A 19821-nucleotide genomic window follows, 5' to 3' on the forward strand; every position below is an offset into this window, starting at 1 on the left:
TCGACAGTGGTCTTTTTGTTGTATCTATTTCCTTAAAGAGTTGGTACGATTTAAATTTTGTTTGACAGACTACAGTGTTTAACCCATAATACAATTCATACTAAACATATAAGAATTGTAGGGGGAACGGATTATGTCATATTTTAATTTATCTTTTAAGAAGTCGATTCTGTTTGGGGCAATATCTATTTTGCTATTGATGGTAATTGCAGGTTGCTCCGGATCTAATAATAAGGCTGATTCCAATAAGGAAGCAACGGAAAATGCGAGTGCGGCAACTCAGAGTCCTCAAACGGCAGAGACGGCAGAAGGAGGCACCTTCGTCTATGGACGGCCTGCTTCTGTAACCTCGCTGGATTTGCATAATCAGATTACATCCAACAATGCTTTTGCTATCGATAAAGTATTTGAATCATTAGTTGCTTTTGACAGCAAGGGTGAAATTGTAGATTGGCTTGCGAAGTCACATAGTATCAGTGAGGATGGATTGACGTATACTTTTGAACTTCGTGAGGGTCTGAAGTTTTCAAACGGTACGGATGTGACTGCGGAAGATGCCGTATTCTCCCTTGAGCGGCACTTGAAGGTTGGCGGCCCGCTGGCAATATCCGCTAAGGTTGATACAATCAAAGCACAAGATAACAAAACGCTTGTTATTACGCTTAAAGAACCTTATACACCATTTATCTCAGAGCTGTCCAATTTCTCGAATGGCATCCTACCTAATAATTTTGGTGGAGTTTCCGAAGAAGAATTCTTCAAGAAACCAATCGGAACGGGACCTTTTGTCGTTGAATCATGGGACACTGCGGGTGATCTGAGCTTCACTAAGAACAAATTTTACTGGCAAGAAGGTAAACCATATATTGATAAGCTTGTTTATAAGTTGATTGAGGACGATAGCCAAGCGATCAACCAGCTGAAGGCTGGGGAAGTTAATGCTATTGAATCTTTGGCCTTGCAAAATGCTAATGAGATCAAAGATGGAGTCGACACTAAAGTAATTACTAACGGTAGTTGGGTGACAGAGCAATTATTCTTTAATACGCTGGATGAGCATTTTTCGGATGTACATGTCCGCCGTGCACTGGCTCTGGCGCTTGACCGTGAAGGCTTGACCAAAGCGTTAACCTTTGGATATGCACAAACAGCAAACTCATTACTGCCACCAACGATTCCTTATAACGCCAATGATACAATCAAGGCTCTGAACTTCAATGTCGAGGCAGCCAAGGAAGAGCTTGCTAAATCGGCTTTCCCTAATGGTTTTACTACCAAGTTACTTGTAGCCTCCGGTAATAGTACAAGAGCGCAAGAGGCACAAATTATTCAGGCAGCGGGTCAAACCATCGGGATTAAAATTGAGATTGAATCGATTGAGCTTGCCACTTTCCGTGAACGATTCTTTGCTTATGATTTCGCGGCAATGCTGAATAGCGGTCAAGCTGATTCCCCGGAAGCAAACTCGATTATTGCCTTCCAAACCGATCCGGAGGGCTTCAGCAAATCTTATTGGACCCATTATACGAATGATGAAGTAACGAAGCTTCTATATGAGGGCCAAAAAACAGCGGATGGCGATGCTCGTGCGCAAATCTATACCAAGCTGCTGCAGACACTTGCTGATGAGGTACCGTATATTCCGCTTTATTATCCAGATGTTTTGAAAGGTATTCGTTCTTCAGTGGATGGTCTAGTTGTGCTACCTAATGGTAGCGCCCGTTTCGAAGATGTCCGCATCAGCCAATGATGAATCTTAAGCAGGTGTTAAATCAACCTAGAGGAAGTAAGGACTCTTACAACTGGCTTGTAATATCGCTTATAAAAGCATTGGCAGTGATCTGCTGCGTAATGATAGCCGTCTTTTTCATCATCCGAATTGTACCCGGAGATCCAGCTAAAATGATTTTGGGAGAATACAGTACCCCTGAGGCGCTCAAGAGTATGCATCATACTCTTGGGCTCGACCTCCCTTTATGGGAGCAGTTCATGCGATTTGTGAAGACGCTGTTTACGCAAGGAGATACTGGAAACTCCATTATTATGGGGACGTCAACAAGAGAATTGATCACACAGCGGGCTCCTGTTACTTTATTGCTCATAGTGATGGCCTGTGTGTTGGCAATTGTCGTATCACTTCTGCTTGCTACGGTAGCTGCTACGCATAAGGATAAACTGCTGGACCATTTAATACGTATATTTCCTACAATAACTTTGGGTATGCCAATCTTCTGGGTTGGCTTACTTTTAATTTTGCTCTTTAGTGTCCGGCTTGGCTGGTTTCCCGTTGGGGGAGTTAGTGAAGGGTGGGTTGGAACCTTGCACAGTCTTGCACTTCCGGCAATCACCGTTGCTTTTTCACAGATTCCTACACTGGTCCGTTCCTTAAGAGCGCAGATGCTTGAAGTGTTAGAATCGGATTTTGTAGTCACCCTTAAAGCCGCGGGAATACCAAATAGGGTTATTCTATTTAAACATGTGCTGCGCAATTCTGCTCTTCCTACACTGATGCTGATGGGTGTGAATATTTCTTATCTAATCGGCGGCACATTGGTCGTTGAACAGGTGTTTGGAATAAAGGGAATTGGCAGCTTGCTGTTTACTTCAATTTCGAAACGGGACTTTCCAGTTATTCAAGGAATAGCACTTTATTGTGCGCTATCTGTTGTGATCATCAGTCTCTTGATTGAAATCATTTCTTGGTGGCTTGATCCCAGAACGAAGGGAAAACAATGAAAACGATAAGACTAGAGCCACAATTGTATGAAGGCAACAAGATGACAAGCGGCTTAAAGCGCATATGGAATACCCCTTCTTTGTTAGTAGGAATGATTATGTTTGCAGCCCTTATTCTCTTAACTGTGTTTATACCGTATATAAGTCCCTATGATCCATCCGAGCAAAATTTGAGTGTCTTTCTGCAGCCTCCGTCGGCTGAACATTGGCTAGGAACCGATCAACTTGGGCGTGATCTGTTTACTAGACTGGTCTATGCAGCGAGGACTGATCTGAAAATCATGGTCTTGGCAGAAATCATTCCCTTTTGCACAGGTGTATTCCTAGGAATGCTAGCAGGATATTACGGGAAATGGGTTGATGCAGTTATTTCGCTGTTGTCAGATACATTCATCGCTTTTCCTTTTTATCTGATCGTTATTATCGTTGCTTTTGCCAGTGGAGCAGGAGAACGAGGTATTTATATTACGTTTATCCTTGTAGGTTGGATTGTCTTTGCCCGTGTCGTCAGAGGTCTCAGCGCATCTTTCCGCAATCAGGAATGGGTGGCGTCTGCTCAAACATTAGGGCTACCCGGAGTAAGAATTATTTTGCGTCATCTGCTTCCCAATGTACTTCCTCAAGCCGTAGTCGTTCTTATGACAGATATGATTGGATTGCTTGTCGCTATTGTGACGCTAGGGTATCTTGGGATCGGCATTACACCGCCAACTCCAGACTGGGGGACAATGATCTCGGATGGACAGCCCTTCATCACTACAGCTTGGTGGCTATCGGCTGTTCCAGGATTAGCAGTGGTGTATACAGGAATAGCTTTGTCGCTCCTAGGTGATGGTCTGGCAGACTTATGGAGGAAAAAATGATGTCTACACAACCCATTTTAGAAATAGAGCAACTAACACTGGCAGCGAAGACAAATGAGAGATTAGTCAACAATGTTAGCTTTTCGCTGGGCAAAGGAGAGAGTCTAGGATTAGTAGGTGAGTCGGGCTCGGGAAAATCGCTTACACTGCGTGCAATTCTGGGGCTACTTCCAAACGGTGTTGAGCAGATAGGTGGCACTATTAAGAGTGATGTAAGCAGTGCGATGGTTTTTCAAGATCCAAGAGGTGCGCTTGATCCGCTCTGTATGGTTGTTAATCAGCTGGCTGAAGTCGTGTATTACAGACAGAGAGTAAGCCGAAAGGCTTCCCGAATGATTGCGCTGGAACTGCTCGAAAGGCTTGGTCTCCCCGAATCTTTAAAGAAAAAGGACCGGTATCCGAGTCAGCTGTCAGGCGGTCAATGTCAACGGGTAGTCATCGCTTTGGCACTGGCATGTAAGCCAGGTATTCTTCTCTGTGATGAGCCGACGACAGCACTGGATGTCACGGTTCAACGACAAATTATTAAAACGATCACGAACCTCCAGCAGGAGCTGGGATTTGCCATGGTTTTTGTTACGCATAATCTCGCGATTGCAGCCAACTTGTGCTCACGCCTATGTGTAATGAAACAAGGGCAGATTGTTGAGCATGGCGCTACCCTTGATATTTTGCAAAATCCATCCGACCCTTACACACAGATGCTGATTGATTCGGTGCTTCCTTTGCCAGAGCTTGAAGGGAGTAGAGACTCATGGAACTAGCCTTGCAAATCAAAGATTTAACTGTTCATTATGGCGGCTTTACTGCGCTGGATTGTATTAATCTGAATCTTGAGCAGCATACCACTCTTGGGCTTGTTGGAGAATCTGGATCAGGAAAATCTACGCTGGCACGAGTAATTGCTGGACTGATTGCCCCGCATGGGGGAAAGATCCTGTTAGGTACCCAAGAGTTAAAAAAGAAAAGAAGCCGTGAGCAGCGAAAAATAATCCAGATGATCTTTCAAAATCCGGATGCGTCGCTGAATCCTAAACATTCGATTAGAGAGATTCTTTCTGAGCCCTTATTGTTTCATAAAATTGTGGGACGTACGGGTGTCGAGCAGAGAAGTAAAGAGCTGCTGAACCAAGTTCATTTGGAGCAAAAGGCATTAGACAAATTCCCACATGAATTTTCTGGGGGGCAGCGTCAACGGATAGCGATCGCCCGCGCATTAAGCGTTGAGCCCAACATCCTGATCGCGGATGAACCTACAAGCGCGTTGGATGTATCTGTGCAGCTAAGTGTGCTCGAACTGTTCAATGCACTAAAAGCTGAACTTGATCTCACCATGCTTTTTATTTCTCATGACTTAGGAGTAATCAATGCAATTAGTGATACAGTTGCAGTCATGCGGCATGGGAAGCTTGTGGAGCAGAGTCCGAAAGATCAATTCTTCATCCGACCTAAACATGAATACAGTTACGAGCTGTTGTCGGCGGTTCCCAAAATGCCAAAATCAAGTACATCAGGAGGTTTCTTATGAGCCCAGAACAAGAACATAAAGGATATGTGCCACTTTCAATGGCTGAGCACAATAAGCTTACACATTTGATTTCCGACATCTTGTTTACTGAGCATCCACCGGTTATTATCCCAGCTGAGGCAATTCTGGGGATCGAGGCCGTGGCTGCCGGAATAGCCGCACCTGGTCGAACTATTGTAAATATAGTAACAGGTCCCTACGGAAGTTTATTTGGAAAATGGCTTGAGCGGGGAGGAGCAACGGTTGTTGAAGTAAAGGTTCCTTTTGATGAAGTGGTCACTGGCAACCAGGTTGCTTCCGCAATTAAAGAGTTTAGCCCTTGTGCCCTTTCCTTTGTTCAGGCTGAAGTGGTTACAGGTGGATCTAATCCGGCTAAAGAAATATTTAAGATTGCAAAGGAGTTCAATCTCATTACTGTAACGGACTCGGTTTCTGCGGTTGGGGGAGAGGCGTTACTGGTCGATGAATGGGGAGTTGATTTTGCTGTGATAGGCGCGCAAAAAGCTTTGGCTGGACCTAACGGTGTTAGCGCCGTCAGTATTTCACCACGTGGCTGGGAATTTCTTGAGTCTAATAAAAATGCACCGCGTAACTCCATTCTGTCCTTGCTGGATCTCAAACCTTCGTTGGATGGGGCCGCGCCACTACGAGTTGCTCCAAATATTCCTACACTGGAGGCTAGAGCCTTGATTCAAGCTTTGATGCGAATTGAAGAAGAAGGATTGGATCAAGTAATCAAACGCCATGAGAGAGCTGTTGCAGCTGCTGTAGCTGGTATCCAATCCTTGGGGCTTGAACCTTGGCAGAAGGATAGCAGACATTATTCTACACTGACTACAACGGTACGGATTTATGGAAAGCAAGATTTGCAGATCGAACAGCCCATAGGAATTGTAGCTCCCGGAGACGGAGAATTATTTGGCCTTCTTCTACGAATTAATCATTTTGGAACAAATGCTGCTCGGCAAAGTGTGGAGGAAGCTATATTAACACTTGCTGAGTTGTTGAAAGAAGACCCTGATCAGGCATTACAGGCTGTTAGGCAGGCTTGGGGGGAATGAAGATGATTCATAAGCAACCAGAGTTACAGACATTTAAGGATATTTATATAGCAGGTATCGAAGGCAGACGTTTTGATGTTGTAATCAAAGATGGGCGTTTTTCATCTATAACTGAAGCGGAGCCACATAAAGGTAACTCAACGCTTAAAGATACAGATCTATGGATAAGTCCAGGTATTATTGATCTTCATACGCATCTTGCTTGGACAGACTTTGATCATGCGGACCAATTGAAACGCGATACCCACGAGATTGAAACCATGCAGGCGCAAGCTTTTGAAGCTACTCTTAGGACGGGTGTAACGACTGTACGGGATGCAGGTGGAATTCTGCCAAGCACAGTGCAGCATCTTGTTTATCAGTATCAACAGCCTTTAAGAGTGGAGACCAGTAGCGACATGCTTGGAGCAGCAGATGCTCGTGGTCTTAAGCATTTGGAACAACGGATGGCGGAAATCTTTGCAACAGGAGCGGGCTGGATAAAAATCATGGCCACAGGCGGTCTTGGAGCACCTACTGAGAAGGTCGTTGATCCGATCTTCTCCGAAGAAGAGTTCTCATTTATTGTTCGTAATGCACATGCCCATGATAAAAAGGTGTTGGTCCATACCTGGGGAGGCGTGACGATAGACTGGTCCATCCAGTCTGGCGTGGAATCTATAGAGCACGGGATGTTTCTAACAGAGGATCAGGCGGGAAGACTTGCTAACACGGGGGTAGCTTTTGTACCTACTACATCCATCTATCGTATTGCTGCAGATCCGAAAGGTGTTCTAGCATTGAACCCTATCATTTGCGAACGAGCTGCCCGTGCTGCCGAATCACATTCCAAAGCTATTAATTATGCCAAAAGAGAAGGTGTAAGCATTGGATTCGGCACAGATTATGCCACACCTGCACTACATGGTTATAATCTTCAAGAACTGGATACGTTGATTGATTATGGTTTATCTCGAAGAGAAGCGTGGCAGTCTGCAACAAAAAACGCTGCTGACATTCTAGGTAGTGGCAACGAGCTGGGGCAAATTGCAGAGGGGTTTATTGCAGATGCTGTTGTTTTCAAAGTGAATCCGTACGAGGCCCACAATGCAGAGGTACTTCGAAAGAGTATCGTTACCGTGGTTACTGGAGCGAAGGAAGCAGATTTAATCTAGATTCGTCTAAGCTATTTTTCTAAAACAACTGATAACCTTGCAGTTGTTTTTCTTTGTAGTTTATAGAAAATTATAATTACCTTTTCATATTTCATATATAGGGTATACATTCCTTCTTATGCCGCTAAGTAAGGAATGTATGTAAGGCGGCAGAATAGAAGGCTGAGAGGATTCTTTAATACATGATGTACTTGTAAAACTTTTATAAAAAAAGTGTTGCATTCAATCTCTATACATGATATATTCTAAGTCCGGCCAAGAAATACACATGCCGAGTTCGAAAAAGAACTTAAAAAAGAGCTTGACATTAAATAGCCGAACATGATATAGTATAAGAGTTGCTGCTGAGACATTAAACGGCGCCAACGAGAACTTGATCTTTGAAAACTGAACAACGAGTGAGTAGGAAATCACGAAAGTGAAATCCAAAACTGATGAGTTTCACAGCGTATTTTACGCTTTTGAAATTTCATCGTGAGAATTAATTTTCTCGTCAGATGTTTCAAAATGAGCATATCGCTCTTTTCAATACTAATTGGAGAGTTTGATCCTGGCTCAGGACGAACGCTGGCGGCGTGCCTAATACATGCAAGTCGAGCGGAGTCATTTTGAAAGCTTGCTTTCAAAATGACTTAGCGGCGGACGGGTGAGTAACACGTAGGCAACCTGCCCCTTAGGCTGGGATAACTACCGGAAACGGTAGCTAATACCGGATAATTTCTTTCTTCTCCTGAAGAAAGAATGAAAGACGGAGCAATCTGTCACTGAGGGATGGGCCTGCGGCGCATTAGCTAGTTGGTGGGGTAACGGCCCACCAAGGCGACGATGCGTAGCCGACCTGAGAGGGTGAACGGCCACACTGGGACTGAGACACGGCCCAGACTCCTACGGGAGGCAGCAGTAGGGAATCTTCCGCAATGGACGAAAGTCTGACGGAGCAACGCCGCGTGAGTGATGAAGGTTTTCGGATCGTAAAGCTCTGTTGCCAGGGAAGAACGTCCGGTAGAGTAACTGCTACCGGAGTGACGGTACCTGAGAAGAAAGCCCCGGCTAACTACGTGCCAGCAGCCGCGGTAATACGTAGGGGGCAAGCGTTGTCCGGAATTATTGGGCGTAAAGCGCGCGCAGGCGGTCATTTAAGTCTGGTGTTTAAACCTTGGGCTCAACCTAAGGTCGCACTGGAAACTGGGTGACTTGAGTACAGAAGAGGAAAGTGGAATTCCACGTGTAGCGGTGAAATGCGTAGATATGTGGAGGAACACCAGTGGCGAAGGCGACTTTCTGGGCTGTAACTGACGCTGAGGCGCGAAAGCGTGGGGAGCAAACAGGATTAGATACCCTGGTAGTCCACGCCGTAAACGATGAGTGCTAGGTGTTAGGGGTTTCGATACCCTTGGTGCCGAAGTTAACACAGTAAGCACTCCGCCTGGGGAGTACGGTCGCAAGACTGAAACTCAAAGGAATTGACGGGGACCCGCACAAGCAGTGGAGTATGTGGTTTAATTCGAAGCAACGCGAAGAACCTTACCAGGTCTTGACATCCCTCTGAATCTGCTAGAGATAGCAGCGGCCTTCGGGACAGAGGAGACAGGTGGTGCATGGTTGTCGTCAGCTCGTGTCGTGAGATGTTGGGTTAAGTCCCGCAACGAGCGCAACCCTTAACTTTAGTTGCCAGCAAGTAATGTTGGGCACTCTAGAGTGACTGCCGGTGACAAACCGGAGGAAGGTGGGGATGACGTCAAATCATCATGCCCCTTATGACCTGGGCTACACACGTACTACAATGGCCGGTACAACGGGAAGCGAAGCCGCGAGGTGGAGCCAATCCCATCAAAGCCGGTCTCAGTTCGGATTGCAGGCTGCAACTCGCCTGCATGAAGTCGGAATTGCTAGTAATCGCGGATCAGCATGCCGCGGTGAATACGTTCCCGGGTCTTGTACACACCGCCCGTCACACCACGAGAGTTTACAACACCCGAAGTCGGTGGGGTAACCCGCAAGGGAGCCAGCCGCCGAAGGTGGGGTAGATGATTGGGGTGAAGTCGTAACAAGGTAGCCGTATCGGAAGGTGCGGCTGGATCACCTCCTTTCTATGGAGAATCGTCTTCGGAAGTGGAGACATTCAAATCGGAAGCTAAGCTTCCAAAACTCAGGTTTAGGCCTGTTACTCACTCGTTGCTCAGTTTTGAGAGTTTAAGCTCTCAGGTAAGACTTGATCCTTGAAAACTGGATACCGAAACGAATTTGCGTTTTAGAACATCTTTTAGCAACTTGTGTAAAACAAGTAAATGTTATTAGTGAAATGATTCCAAGAGAGATATCGTATGATATTTTCCTGCGGAAAAATCAAGGTTAAGCTAATAAGAGCACACGGAGGATGCCTAGGCGCCAGGAGCCGACGAAGGACGTGGCGAACAACGAAACTGCCTCGGGGAGCTGTAAGCAAGCTTTGATCCGGGGGTGTCCGAATGGGGAAACCCAGCTGTGGTAATTCGCAGTTACTCATACCTGAATACATAGGGTATGTAGAGGCAGACCAGGGGAACTGAAACATCTAAGTACCCTGAGGAAGAGAAAACAATAGTGATTCCGTCAGTAGCGGCGAGCGAACGCGGAACAGCCTAAACCTAAGAGCTTGCTCTTAGGGGTTGTGGGACGTCTCACATGGAGTTACAAAGGAATATGGTAGGCGAAGAGGTCTGGAAAGGCCCGCGATAGAGGTAAAAGCCCTGTAGCCTAAACTGTGTTCTCTCCGAGACGGATCCCGAGTAGTGCGGGGCACGTGAAACCCCGTATGAATCCAGCAGGACCATCTGCTAAGGCTAAATACTACCTGGCGACCGATAGTGAAACAGTACCGTGAGGGAAAGGTGAAAAGCACCCCGGAAGGGGAGTGAAATAGAACCTGAAACCGTGTGCTTACAAAAAGTCAGAGCCCTATTAATGGGTGATGGCGTGCCTTTTGTAGAATGAACCGGCGAGTTACGTTTAACATGCAAGGTTAAGTCGAGAAGACGGAGCCGCAGCGAAAGCGAGTCTGAATAGGGCGAATGAGTATGTGGACGTAGACCCGAAACCGTGTGATCTACCCCTGTCCAGGGTGAAGGTGCGGTAACACGCACTGGAGGCCCGAACCCACGCACGTTGAAAAGTGCGGGGATGAGGTGGGGGTAGCGGAGAAATTCCAATCGAACTCGGAGATAGCTGGTTCTCCCCGAAATAGCTTTAGGGCTAGCCTCGGTATAAGAGTAGTGGAGGTAGAGCACTGATTGGGTGCGGGGTCCGCAAGGATTACCAAGCTCAGTCAAACTCCGAATGCCATATACTTATTGCCGGGAGTCAGACAGTGAGTGCTAAGATCCATTGTCAAAAGGGAAACAGCCCAGACCATCAGCTAAGGTCCCCAAGTGTGTGTTAAGTGGGAAAGGATGTGGAGTTGCACAGACAACCAGGATGTTGGCTTAGAAGCAGCCACCATTGAAAGAGTGCGTAATAGCTCACTGGTCGAGTGACTCTGCGCCGAAAATGTAACGGGGCTAAACACACCACCGAAGCTATGGCTAGATACGTATGTATCTGGGGTAGGGGAGCGTTGTATGTGGGTTGAAGGTGTACCGTAAGGAGCGCTGGACAGCATACAAGTGAGAATGCCGGTATGAGTAACGAAAAGATCAGTGAGAATCTGATCCGCCGAAAGCCCAAGGTTTCCTGAGGAAGGCTCGTCCGCTCAGGGTAAGTCGGGACCTAAGGCGAGGCCGAAAGGCGTAGTCGAAGGACAACAGTTTGAAATTACTGTACCACCGTAATCCGCTATGAGCGATGGGGTGACGCAGGAGGGTAGTGACGCGGACTGATGGATATGTCCGTCTAAGCAGTGAGGCTGATGTGTAGGCAAATCCGCACATCGTTAAGGCTGGGCTGTGATGGGGAGCGAAAATTATAGTAGCGAAGGTCATGATCTCACACTGCCAAGAAAAGCCTCTAGCCAGGAGAAGGTGCCCGTACCGCAAACCGACACAGGTAGGCGAGAAGAGAATTCTAAGGCGCGCGGAAGAACTCTCGTTAAGGAACTCGGCAAAATGACCCCGTAACTTCGGGAGAAGGGGTGCCCCGGTAGTGTGAATAGCACGAGGGGGCCGCAGTGAAAAGGCCCAAGCGACTGTTTAGCAAAAACACAGGTCTGTGCGAAGCCGCAAGGCGAAGTATACGGGCTGACGCCTGCCCGGTGCTGGAAGGTTAAGGGGAGTGGTTAGGGGTAACCCGAAGCTATGAACCGAAGCCCCAGTAAACGGCGGCCGTAACTATAACGGTCCTAAGGTAGCGAAATTCCTTGTCAGGTAAATTCTGACCCGCACGAATGGCGTAACGACTTGGGCGCTGTCTCAACGAGAGATCCGGTGAAATTTTAATACCTGTGAAGATGCAGGTTACCCGCGACAAGACGGAAAGACCCCATGGAGCTTTACTGCAGCTTGATATTGAATTTGGGTACGATCTGTACAGGATAGGTGGGAGCCGTAGAAATCGGAGCGCAAGCTTCGGTGGAGGCGCCGTTGGGATACCACCCTGATCGTATCTAGGTTCTAACCTAGTGCCCTAATCGGGTACGGGGACCGTGTCAGGCGGGCAGTTTGACTGGGGCGGTCGCCTCCTAAAGAGTAACGGAGGCGTTCCAAGGTTCCCTCAGAATGGTTGGAAATCATTCGAAGAGTGCAAAGGCATAAGGGAGCTTGACTGCGAGACCTACAAGTCGAGCAGGGACGAAAGTCGGACTTAGTGATCCGGTGGTACCGCATGGAAGGGCCATCGCTCAACGGATAAAAGCTACCCTGGGGATAACAGGCTTATCTCCCCCAAGAGTCCACATCGACGGGGAGGTTTGGCACCTCGATGTCGGCTCATCGCATCCTGGGGCTGAAGTAGGTCCCAAGGGTTGGGCTGTTCGCCCATTAAAGCGGTACGCGAGCTGGGTTCAGAACGTCGTGAGACAGTTCGGTCCCTATCTGTCGTGGGCGCAGGAAATTTGAGAGGAGCTGTCCTTAGTACGAGAGGACCGGGATGGACGTACCGCTGGTGCACCAGTTGTTCCGCCAGGAGCATGGCTGGGTAGCTACGTACGGACGGGATAAGCGCTGAAAGCATCTAAGCGTGAAGCCCCCCTCAAGATGAGATTTCCCAATTAGTAAGACCCCTTGAAGACGACGAGGTAGATAGGTTGGAGGTGGAAGTGCAGTAATGCATGGAGCTGACCAATACTAATCGGTCGAGGGCTTATCCTATACTTAGAACGCAAATTCAATTCGGATTCAGTTTTCAGGCATCAAGCCTGTAACCAATAAGCTGCATGTCCTTTATAAGGGCTGATATTTTCTCGCAGCGATTTCGAGAAGCGAAAGCTTCGAAAAATCATGTTTGGTGGCGATAGCGGAGGGGTTCCACGCGTACCCATCCCGAACACGACCGTTAAGCCCTCCAGCGCCGATGGTACTTGGACCGAAGGGTCCTGGGAGAGTAGGACGTTGCCAAGCAGATTAAGCCATTGTTGATAATATCAGCAGTGGCTTTTTTATTTTTTTATTATGCGACTGTTTAAGGCTAGTAATAGTATTAGAATAGGTTACTGTGGAATGACATTTTTGTTACCGACGCCGCGTTGGATACAAGTATAATAGAAAAGTGCTAATAGTTAGCAAATCTTTAATACGAAGGAACTACTCATAAATTCTAACTTTGAATTTTCTTGTGTCTTTAGATGCATTGTAGAGGTAAGGAGGATTTAAGGCATGAAACAATTTAAAATATTTAGTTTAATAATGATTTCTTGTATTTTAACTTTAATACTAGCAAGTTGCGGGACCAAAGAACCTACGTGGGATACTTTTGAGGGTGCACTGAATGAGAAAAGCTTCCCTGTCCCCCATGAGGCCAACTCGCCCGACCAGACTACTACTAATGTTGCTATGGATTATGTACGTTATTCTTTACCTGGCCTAAAGGAGAAGAATGGTATTCCGGATCCTTATATGGAGGCTATTAAAGCTTGGGGCTGGACCGAAGAGGAAGATGATGATAGTGACTCTTCAGGTGTTTTTTTAAAGGATGGGTTAACGGTTCATTTAACAGTGCATGATGATTATTTTGTAGTGATGATTCCTAAAGAAAAGAAGACCTCTATTAAAGGCCTTAAGACCAAATAAACAATCGCCATCCATAAAGGATGGCGATTTATTTTTTAATGTGAAAATGGCATGAGTTATATTAGGGACTGCCCTTTACTGAGAGTAATAGGATACATCGGTTGGATTGAATTTCAGCATGCCTCCCTGACCCTGTTTATTCAATCTCAGCAGTGTATAAAGACGGGGCAGTAAGAGCCATAAGTGGCAAGTGATCAGAGATACTGTAAATGCTGGTGGTGACCAAAAAATAAAGAGTGCTGCAATACAAAGGCCGATATAGAAGTTATGTAGTTGTACTTTTCGGAATATACGGTAACTAATGTGTTGATCAGGCATGAACCCCAGCCAAGGCAGTTTAAATGAGACAGACCACCTTTTTGAAATGGGATGCCCTGAGATTAAAAGAACCGAGCGTGAAATGACATATTGAACCCAAAAGGCTACAGGCGCTGCTATGACGATGTAGAGAATGCTCCACCAGGAAAGAAAAACGGTTTCAAGCACAAGGACTAATAGGGGAAGCATAATATAAATAGGCAGCAGGCGTGCCGTTAGATTGATTTTTTTAATTAGTTTATATTGATAGAATGTAGCTGCACCTTTGGTAGTGGGTTCCATAGATAATAGTCTAACCTCCTCGTGAATTCGTATGTTCTTAATATCGGCGATTAGCTGTATTTTATTAAACTGGGGCGGAAATTCACCGATATAACGGCAACGGAATATATATAATGCACGATACAAAGGATATGAAAAAACTATGAAAAGGTTTAAAATGATAGAAGGTGTATCATACTGTTCTTAAAAGAGTCAAGGTGGGATGGTTATGGAACAGCAAACCGGGCAAGCTTGTATCATTTGTGGACAGGTAAAAGAGGAAGGTATTGTGATTGTCTCGCATTTTATTTGTGAGGAATGTGAGGCTGAGATGATACGTACCGAGGCTGAGGATGCCAAGTACCGTTTTTTTATCGGCCGGATGAAGAAGATCGGATTGCAAAAGAACGCTTAAGTAGAGTAACTCTGTTAAATGATGCGGTTAAGAGAGCAGTCTGGATGAAAGATACGATGGCTGCATTAGTGATATTTAGTATACGGCTTCCTCGTTCTTCAGGCGGGAGAAGCCGTTTTATTGTCCGTGGGGTTGCTTTTGTACTGAAGCATAGGCGTTTATGAATATTTACGTTAAAATAGAAGGAACCCTATGGGAAGGAATTTAATATGAATAAATTACAACGTTGTAGGGCGCCTATATACGAAATGCTGGAACAATATAGAATTATGGGTAATAGATCATATCATGTGCCAGGTCATAAAAATGGAAAGGCATATGATGGCGTTGAAGGCGCTGGCTTTTTAGATGAGGTAATGAAGTATGATGTTACGGAAATTTCCGGAACGGATGATCTTCATCATCCTGAGGGAGTTATCAAGGAAGCGCAAGAGCTGGCAGCAGATTGCTTTGGAGCAGAGGAAAGTTTTTTTCTAGTGGGTGGGAGTACAGCCGGCAATCTTGCACTTATTCTAACCGCTTGTCCCGAGCCTGGAATGCTTATGATCCTTCAACGCAATGTGCATAAGTCAGTCATTCATGGGCTAATGTTGGCTGGAGTGCGTGCTGTTTTTCTGGAGCCGCTGATTGACCCTCTTAGCGGCTTAGCAGTGGCGCCGTCGGCAGAAGCTGTTAAGGCTGCACTTGCAGCATACCCTGAAGCCGTAGCCGTACTAGTAACCATGCCGAATTATTACGGCATGGGGAGTGATCTTGCGCCCCTCGCGCGTATCTGTCACGACAGCGGTGTACCGCTGCTTGTGGATGAGGCGCATGGGGCGCATTACGGGCAGCACCCGGCGCTGCCTGCCGGGGCACTAGCTTGTGGCGCGGACGGTGTCGTGCAGTCCACGCACAAGATGCTCACAGCGATGACCATGGGCGCTATGCTGCATGTTCAAGGGCCGCGGCTCGACCGCGCCCTGCTCCGGCAGCGGCTCGCCATGGTGCAGAGCTCCAGCCCATCATATCCTATGATGGCGTCGCTGGATCTTGCCCGGCGGCTGCTGCACAGCCGGGGCAAGGATGCCTTCACGGCGGGGCTGGCCGCCGTGGACGTCCTGAAGCGCGGGCTCGCGGAGCTGCCGCGCTATGGGCAGGTGCAGCCGGCAGAGCCGCTGCACCCAAATACGCCGCCTGATTCTATGGCGGCGTACGTGACACAGGACCCCTTCAAAGTCGTCATTTATGACGCCACCGGGGTCCTGAGCGGCTTCGAGCTGCAGCGCAGGCTCGAGGCTAAGGGCTGTGTGCCGGAGATGAGTGATGACCGGCACGTAGTGCTGCTGTTCAGCCTTGGATCAAGGGCTGAAGATGCAGAACAATTGCTGCTGGCGCTGCGGGAAATAGATTCGGATCAACCTTCCGAATCACCGCATACGCTTAGCAAACCAGACGCTCGTAATATTTCCACGTGGAACAATTTCGATTCTTTACAAATCTCAGAGCCTGTCTCCTTTTCATTGAAGCCAGTGTTAGCTAGTGAGATTGAAAGCATTGATCTTGAATGTAGCGTGGGGAGAGTGGCGGCGGAGATGGTTATTCCATATCCGCCGGGGATCCCGATATTATATCCGGGTGAAGTGATCACAAATCAGATACAAAGAAGGCTGGCTGGTTTAGCCAAAGGAGGCGCCAAATTTCAGGCTTGTGCTGATCCGGTCTTACAGCGTATTGAGGTATACAACATTCAGAAGGGCGGAGAAGCATAAGTGGGAAAAGAAGGTTTCTTCATTACATTAGAAGGGGGCGATGGCTCCGGCAAAACAACGGTATTAGGTAGAGTAGCAGCCTATTTACAGAATCGGTCCATGCCTTATCGAATAACACGTGAACCCGGTGGCGTTGAAATTGCCGAGAAGATTCGCTCTATTATTCTAGATCCTGCCCATACAGCAATGGATGCGCGCACAGAGGCATTGCTATACGCTGCATCAAGAAGCCAACATCTCGCCGAAGTCGTTGAGCCGGCGCTTAGAGAAGGGCTTACAGTGCTCTGTGACCGCTTTGTGGACAGCAGCCTTGTTTATCAAGGACATGCGAGAGGGCTTGGAATTGAAGAAGTATGGAGTATTAATCGCTTTGCGATTGGAAACCGTATGCCGGATCTAACCTTTTATCTGGATGTGGATCCAGAGATAGGGCTGTCACGGATTGCAGCGAATCAAGAACGGGAAGTGAATCGCCTGGATCTGGAGAGTCTTTCCTTTCATCAGAAGGTTCGCGAAGGCTATCAATTATTAGTTGAAGCAAATCCGGACAGAATAGTAGTTCTAGATGCTAATCGCCCTATTCATATGGTAGAACAAGATATCGTGAGAACACTTGAAGAGAGAGTATTAAAGGGTTTTTAGGGTGTTTTGTCTAATATACTAAGAGAAGTGACATATAACTAGGCGTTTGTTTATCAAGCAAGGGTTACTACGAGAAACGCTATGTAGTAATACACCATAAAAGTATTGGGAGGGAATGCGAAGATGAAGTTGATCATTGCAATTATCCAGGATAAGGACAGTAACCGGTTGTCCAGCGAGCTAGTCAAAGCCAATTTCCGTGCTACTAAACTTGCAAGTACTGGTGGCTTTTTACGGGCGGGTAATACGACATTTATGATCGGGGTAGAAGATGGTCAGATTGAATCCGTATTGACCGTAATCCGTAACAGCTGTAAAGTGCGTGAGCAGTTGGTCACTCCAGTAACACCGATGAGTGGTACAACGGATTCGTATTTGCCGCTTCCTGTCGAGGTGCAAGTGGGTGGAGCTACTGTATTCGTACTTCCTGTAGATCGTTTTGAACATTATTAAGTATAATATAAATTAGCAAGTCATTTACAAAAAGGGCGGTAGATAACCTTTGAAGATCAATCCGGGGTATAGGCCCTTAAAGAGTGAGATGACAAATACAGAAGGGGCTAATAAACCCGTTCAGCAAAAAACGTTCTCTGACGTTTTTCAGCAGCAAAGTGAGCAGAAAACCAAAGATGAACTAAACCGCCAGATCAAAGAAATACAGTCTCAAGGGGATCGTTTATCTAAGTCCATGACGATTCGTGAACTCACCATTTACCGGATGATGATCAAAAGGTTTCTGGAAGAAACGGCTCGAAGAGGCGTTACTCTGAAGGAAACACGCGGTTGGGATCGACGTGGCCGTGGCAAGCGTTACAAGCTGCTTGAGGAAATTGATTCGGCTTTGCTATCTATGGCAGATGATTTGCTGAATAGTGAGCAAGGCCGGATAGATCTTTTGGGACGTGTTGGAGAAATTCGCGGGTTGTTAATCAACCTTTCTTTTTAAAGTTTTGGGAGGAAATTATGCCTTTTCATGATATAGTAGGCCAGGAGAACGCTAAGCGGCTTCTCCAAAATGCCTTGCGCAAAGAAGCTGTGAGTCATGCTTATTTATTTTCAGGACCGGCAGGCAGTGGACAGATGAAAACGGCGCTGATGTTTGCCCAAGCAATATTCTGTACCCAGAGCAAGGACGATGCCTGTGGGGAATGCCTGGAGTGCCGGAAAGTAGAGCATGGAAACCACCCTGATTTGTCACTGCTGCAGCCAGATGGAGCAAGTATCAAAATAGATCAAATCCGTGAGCTGCAGCGCGTCTTTTCCTATCGGTCAGAGGGTGTGAATCCGAAAGTTTATATTATAGATGGAGCAGACAAAATGACAGTCCAAGCTGCCAATAGTCTGCTGAAATTTCTGGAGGAGCCACCGGCTCCGGCTGTTGGAATCTTAATTTCTGATAATAGCCGTTCCTTATTGCCAACGATTCAGTCGCGGACTCAGCGGATTCCATTTAGTCCGTTAAATCCGGATATTATGCTGCAAGCTCTGGCAAGTGAGGGCGTTCCTATACCCTTAGCTCGATGTGCAGTATCACTTAGTTCAGGACTTGATGGTTGCAGGAAACTTTTGGAACAGAATTGGTTTGCAGAAATGAGAAATGTAATGTTACAATTAGCTAAGGAGTCCTTAGGCAAGGGCAGCTCCGCGGTAGCAACTGCTGGGCAGAAGCTGTTCAAGACCGGGCTCGCTGAACATTTGGATATCTTCTTCAGCATGTTCCATCTGTGGTTTAAAGATATGCTCTACTTCCTGTACCGTAAGCATGAGAGTATCGTTTTCATAGATCAGTTAGACTTTATTTCCAGGCATGCCCGTGAGCGGAGTGCGGAACAATGGGTGGCTTATATGGGATTTGCCGCAGAGAGTACTAAGAAGCTGCGATCCAATGCCAATGCCCAGTTGTGTCTGGAGCAGTTTTTAATCCGACTGGAAAGTTAAAGGATTAGTTATGATATATCCTCCGGATGTCGCTTTACCTGGAAGTATCGTTTTAACCGACGAGGAAGGACAAGCATGAATCATCAGGGAGCGGACATGCCCATAGGTTCCTTTTACCGGCAAACAAGGGGGTTAATTTTTGTACAGCGTAGTAGGTGTCCGTTTTAAAAAAGCGGGTAAAATATATTATTTCGATCCACTTGATTTTCCGATTGAACGGGATCAATATGTTATTGTGGAGACAGCACGTGGGGTTGAATACGGTAAAGTTGTCGTAGGCAAAAAAGAGGTGGAAGAATCCGACGTAGTGTTGCCCCTCAAAAAAGTGATGCGTATTGCCGGAGAAACCGACGCACGCGTGGTTGAAGAGAACAAAGGGGCCGCTAAAGAGGCGTTTACCACCTGTTTAAATAAAATACGCGACCATGGTCTCAAAATGAAGCTCGTCGATGTAGAGTTTACTTTTGACCGTAATAAGATTATATTTTACTTTACGGCCGAAGGACGGGTCGACTTTAGAGAATTGGTTAAAGATCTAGCAAGTATCTTCCGGACCCGCATTGAGCTACGGCAAATTGGGGTGCGTGATGAGGCCAAAATGCTTGGTGGACTTGGACCTTGTGGACGAGTGCTTTGTTGTTCATCTTGGTTAGGGGATTTTGAACCCGTATCCATAAAAATGGCCAAGGATCAGAACCTATCACTTAATCCGACGAAGATTTCAGGACTTTGTGGACGTCTGATGTGTTGTTTGAAGTTTGAGCATGACAATTATGAGAGTGTAAAGGAAGAAATGCCAGCGGTCGGCAAGATTGTCGTGACCTCATTGGGTGATGGCAAAGTAGTAGGACTTAATGCCGGAAGCCGTACGGTTCATGTACAGTTGTTTGAAGTGGGCAAAGTTAAGGAACTTCCAATGGATGATGTTGTCGTCAAGTAAACCATTATAAGGTTACT

Annotated in this window: 16 protein-coding genes and 3 rRNA genes; 18 read left to right on the top strand and 1 reads right to left on the bottom strand. The window is 46.6% G+C overall.

Going from position 1 to position 19821, the window contains the following annotated elements; genetic code table 11:
- Positions 1 to 133 precede the first annotated feature (133 nt).
- The 11 genes from NST74_RS00065 (at position 134) to NST74_RS00115 (ending at position 13539) form a co-directional block, all read left to right on the top strand.
- Positions 134 to 1750, top strand: a complete 1617-nt coding sequence (locus NST74_RS00065; protein WP_341109940.1) for an ABC transporter substrate-binding protein — start codon at positions 134 to 136, stop codon at positions 1748 to 1750.
- Positions 1747 to 2736 carry an ABC transporter permease gene (locus NST74_RS00070; protein ID WP_341109941.1) on the top strand — a complete coding sequence of 330 codons (990 nt, stop codon included), beginning with the start codon at positions 1747 to 1749 and terminating at the stop codon, positions 2734 to 2736. Before NST74_RS00065 ends, NST74_RS00070 begins: the two co-directional genes overlap by 4 nt.
- Positions 2733 to 3599, top strand: a complete 867-nt coding sequence (locus NST74_RS00075) for an ABC transporter permease (RefSeq protein WP_341109942.1) — start codon at positions 2733 to 2735, stop codon at positions 3597 to 3599. Before NST74_RS00070 ends, NST74_RS00075 begins: the two co-directional genes overlap by 4 nt.
- On the top strand, positions 3596 to 4363 hold the full coding sequence (locus NST74_RS00080; protein ID WP_341109943.1) for an ABC transporter ATP-binding protein: 768 nt from the start codon (positions 3596 to 3598) through the stop codon (positions 4361 to 4363). The genes NST74_RS00075 and NST74_RS00080 overlap by 4 nt, the downstream gene beginning before the upstream one ends.
- Positions 4354 to 5127, top strand: a complete 774-nt coding sequence (locus tag NST74_RS00085; RefSeq protein ID WP_341109944.1) for an ABC transporter ATP-binding protein — start codon at positions 4354 to 4356, stop codon at positions 5125 to 5127. The genes NST74_RS00080 and NST74_RS00085 overlap by 10 nt, the downstream gene beginning before the upstream one ends.
- A complete protein-coding gene (locus NST74_RS00090; RefSeq protein WP_341109945.1) occupies positions 5124 to 6188 on the top strand; it encodes a pyridoxal-phosphate-dependent aminotransferase family protein in 1065 nt (354 codons plus the stop codon). The genes NST74_RS00085 and NST74_RS00090 overlap by 4 nt, the downstream gene beginning before the upstream one ends.
- 2 nt (positions 6189 to 6190) lie before the next feature.
- Entirely contained in the window at positions 6191 to 7342 is a 1152-nt protein-coding gene (locus tag NST74_RS00095) for an amidohydrolase family protein (RefSeq protein ID WP_341109946.1), read from the top strand.
- Positions 7343 to 7874: 532 nt separating this feature from the next.
- Positions 7875 to 9432: ribosomal RNA gene (locus NST74_RS00100) — 16S ribosomal RNA — on the top strand.
- 260 nt (positions 9433 to 9692) lie between these two features.
- Positions 9693 to 12621 (top strand): 23S ribosomal RNA (locus tag NST74_RS00105).
- Between the two features lie 132 nt (positions 12622 to 12753).
- Positions 12754 to 12870 (top strand): 5S ribosomal RNA (gene rrf, locus NST74_RS00110).
- Together the 16S, 23S and 5S rRNA genes form the textbook arrangement of a ribosomal RNA operon.
- 255 nt (positions 12871 to 13125) lie before the next feature.
- Positions 13126 to 13539, top strand: a complete 414-nt coding sequence (locus tag NST74_RS00115) for a hypothetical protein (RefSeq protein ID WP_042123070.1) — start codon at positions 13126 to 13128, stop codon at positions 13537 to 13539.
- Positions 13540 to 13614: 75 nt separating this feature from the next.
- Here the strand turns inward: NST74_RS00115 and NST74_RS00120 are convergent, their stop codons facing one another.
- On the bottom strand, positions 13615 to 14139 hold the full coding sequence (locus NST74_RS00120; RefSeq protein ID WP_042123072.1) for a hypothetical protein: 525 nt from the start codon (positions 14137 to 14139) through the stop codon (positions 13615 to 13617).
- Between the two features lie 208 nt (positions 14140 to 14347).
- On the opposite strand from NST74_RS00120, the gene NST74_RS00125 reads away from it, so the two are divergent.
- The 7 genes from NST74_RS00125 to NST74_RS00155 all read left to right on the top strand — a co-directional run bounded on the left by NST74_RS00125 (position 14348) and on the right by NST74_RS00155 (position 19804).
- Entirely contained in the window at positions 14348 to 14533 is a 186-nt protein-coding gene (locus NST74_RS00125) for a sigma factor G inhibitor Gin (protein ID WP_042123074.1), read from the top strand.
- A 209-nt stretch (positions 14534 to 14742) separates the two neighbouring features.
- Positions 14743 to 16284, top strand: a complete 1542-nt coding sequence (locus NST74_RS00130; protein ID WP_341109947.1) for an aminotransferase class I/II-fold pyridoxal phosphate-dependent enzyme — start codon at positions 14743 to 14745, stop codon at positions 16282 to 16284.
- Complete coding sequence (gene tmk / locus NST74_RS00135; RefSeq protein ID WP_042123078.1) at positions 16285 to 16926, top strand: dTMP kinase; 642 nt, start codon at positions 16285 to 16287, stop codon at positions 16924 to 16926. It abuts the gene before it with no gap.
- A gap of 123 nt (positions 16927 to 17049) precedes the next feature.
- Positions 17050 to 17379 (top strand): cyclic-di-AMP receptor, encoded by a 330-nt coding sequence (locus tag NST74_RS00140; protein ID WP_042123080.1) that lies wholly within the window; start codon positions 17050 to 17052, stop codon positions 17377 to 17379.
- Positions 17380 to 17428: 49 nt separating this feature from the next.
- Positions 17429 to 17872, top strand: a complete 444-nt coding sequence (locus NST74_RS00145; RefSeq protein ID WP_042123083.1) for a YaaR family protein — start codon at positions 17429 to 17431, stop codon at positions 17870 to 17872.
- A gap of 17 nt (positions 17873 to 17889) precedes the next feature.
- Positions 17890 to 18864: a DNA polymerase III subunit delta' gene (gene holB, locus NST74_RS00150; protein WP_341109948.1), complete on the top strand. Its 975-nt coding sequence runs from the start codon at positions 17890 to 17892 to the stop codon at positions 18862 to 18864.
- 139 nt (positions 18865 to 19003) lie between these two features.
- Entirely contained in the window at positions 19004 to 19804 is an 801-nt protein-coding gene (locus tag NST74_RS00155; RefSeq protein ID WP_042123087.1) for a PSP1 domain-containing protein, read from the top strand.
- Positions 19805 to 19821 lie beyond the last annotated feature (17 nt).

Origin of the sequence: Paenibacillus sp. FSL F4-0125 (genome assembly GCF_038008565.1) — a bacterium.
GTDB lineage: Bacteria > Bacillota > Bacilli > Paenibacillales > Paenibacillaceae > Paenibacillus_AQ.

What these genes read in the sequence shown, in the direction of transcription:
- NST74_RS00070 (WP_341109941.1), top strand. Translation starts at nt 1,747, where the DNA reads ATGATGAATCTTAAGCAGGTGTTAAATCAACCTAGAGGAAGTAAGGAC.
- NST74_RS00075 (WP_341109942.1), top strand. Translation starts at nt 2,733, where the DNA reads ATGAAAACGATAAGACTAGAGCCACAATTGTATGAAGGCAACAAGATG.
- NST74_RS00130 (WP_341109947.1), top strand. Translation starts at nt 14,743, where the DNA reads ATGAATAAATTACAACGTTGTAGGGCGCCTATATACGAAATGCTGGAA.
- NST74_RS00125 (WP_042123074.1), top strand. Translation starts at nt 14,348, where the DNA reads ATGGAACAGCAAACCGGGCAAGCTTGTATCATTTGTGGACAGGTAAAA.
- holB (WP_341109948.1), top strand. Translation starts at nt 17,890, where the DNA reads ATGCCTTTTCATGATATAGTAGGCCAGGAGAACGCTAAGCGGCTTCTC.
- NST74_RS00085 (WP_341109944.1), top strand. Translation starts at nt 4,354, where the DNA reads ATGGAACTAGCCTTGCAAATCAAAGATTTAACTGTTCATTATGGCGGC.
- NST74_RS00080 (WP_341109943.1), top strand. Translation starts at nt 3,596, where the DNA reads ATGATGTCTACACAACCCATTTTAGAAATAGAGCAACTAACACTGGCA.
- NST74_RS00140 (WP_042123080.1), top strand. Translation starts at nt 17,050, where the DNA reads ATGAAGTTGATCATTGCAATTATCCAGGATAAGGACAGTAACCGGTTG.
- NST74_RS00115 (WP_042123070.1), top strand. Translation starts at nt 13,126, where the DNA reads ATGAAACAATTTAAAATATTTAGTTTAATAATGATTTCTTGTATTTTA.
- NST74_RS00065 (WP_341109940.1), top strand. Translation starts at nt 134, where the DNA reads ATGTCATATTTTAATTTATCTTTTAAGAAGTCGATTCTGTTTGGGGCA.
- NST74_RS00095 (WP_341109946.1), top strand. Translation starts at nt 6,191, where the DNA reads ATGATTCATAAGCAACCAGAGTTACAGACATTTAAGGATATTTATATA.
- NST74_RS00120 (WP_042123072.1), bottom strand. Translation starts at nt 14,139, where the DNA reads ATGGAACCCACTACCAAAGGTGCAGCTACATTCTATCAATATAAACTA.
- NST74_RS00090 (WP_341109945.1), top strand. Translation starts at nt 5,124, where the DNA reads ATGAGCCCAGAACAAGAACATAAAGGATATGTGCCACTTTCAATGGCT.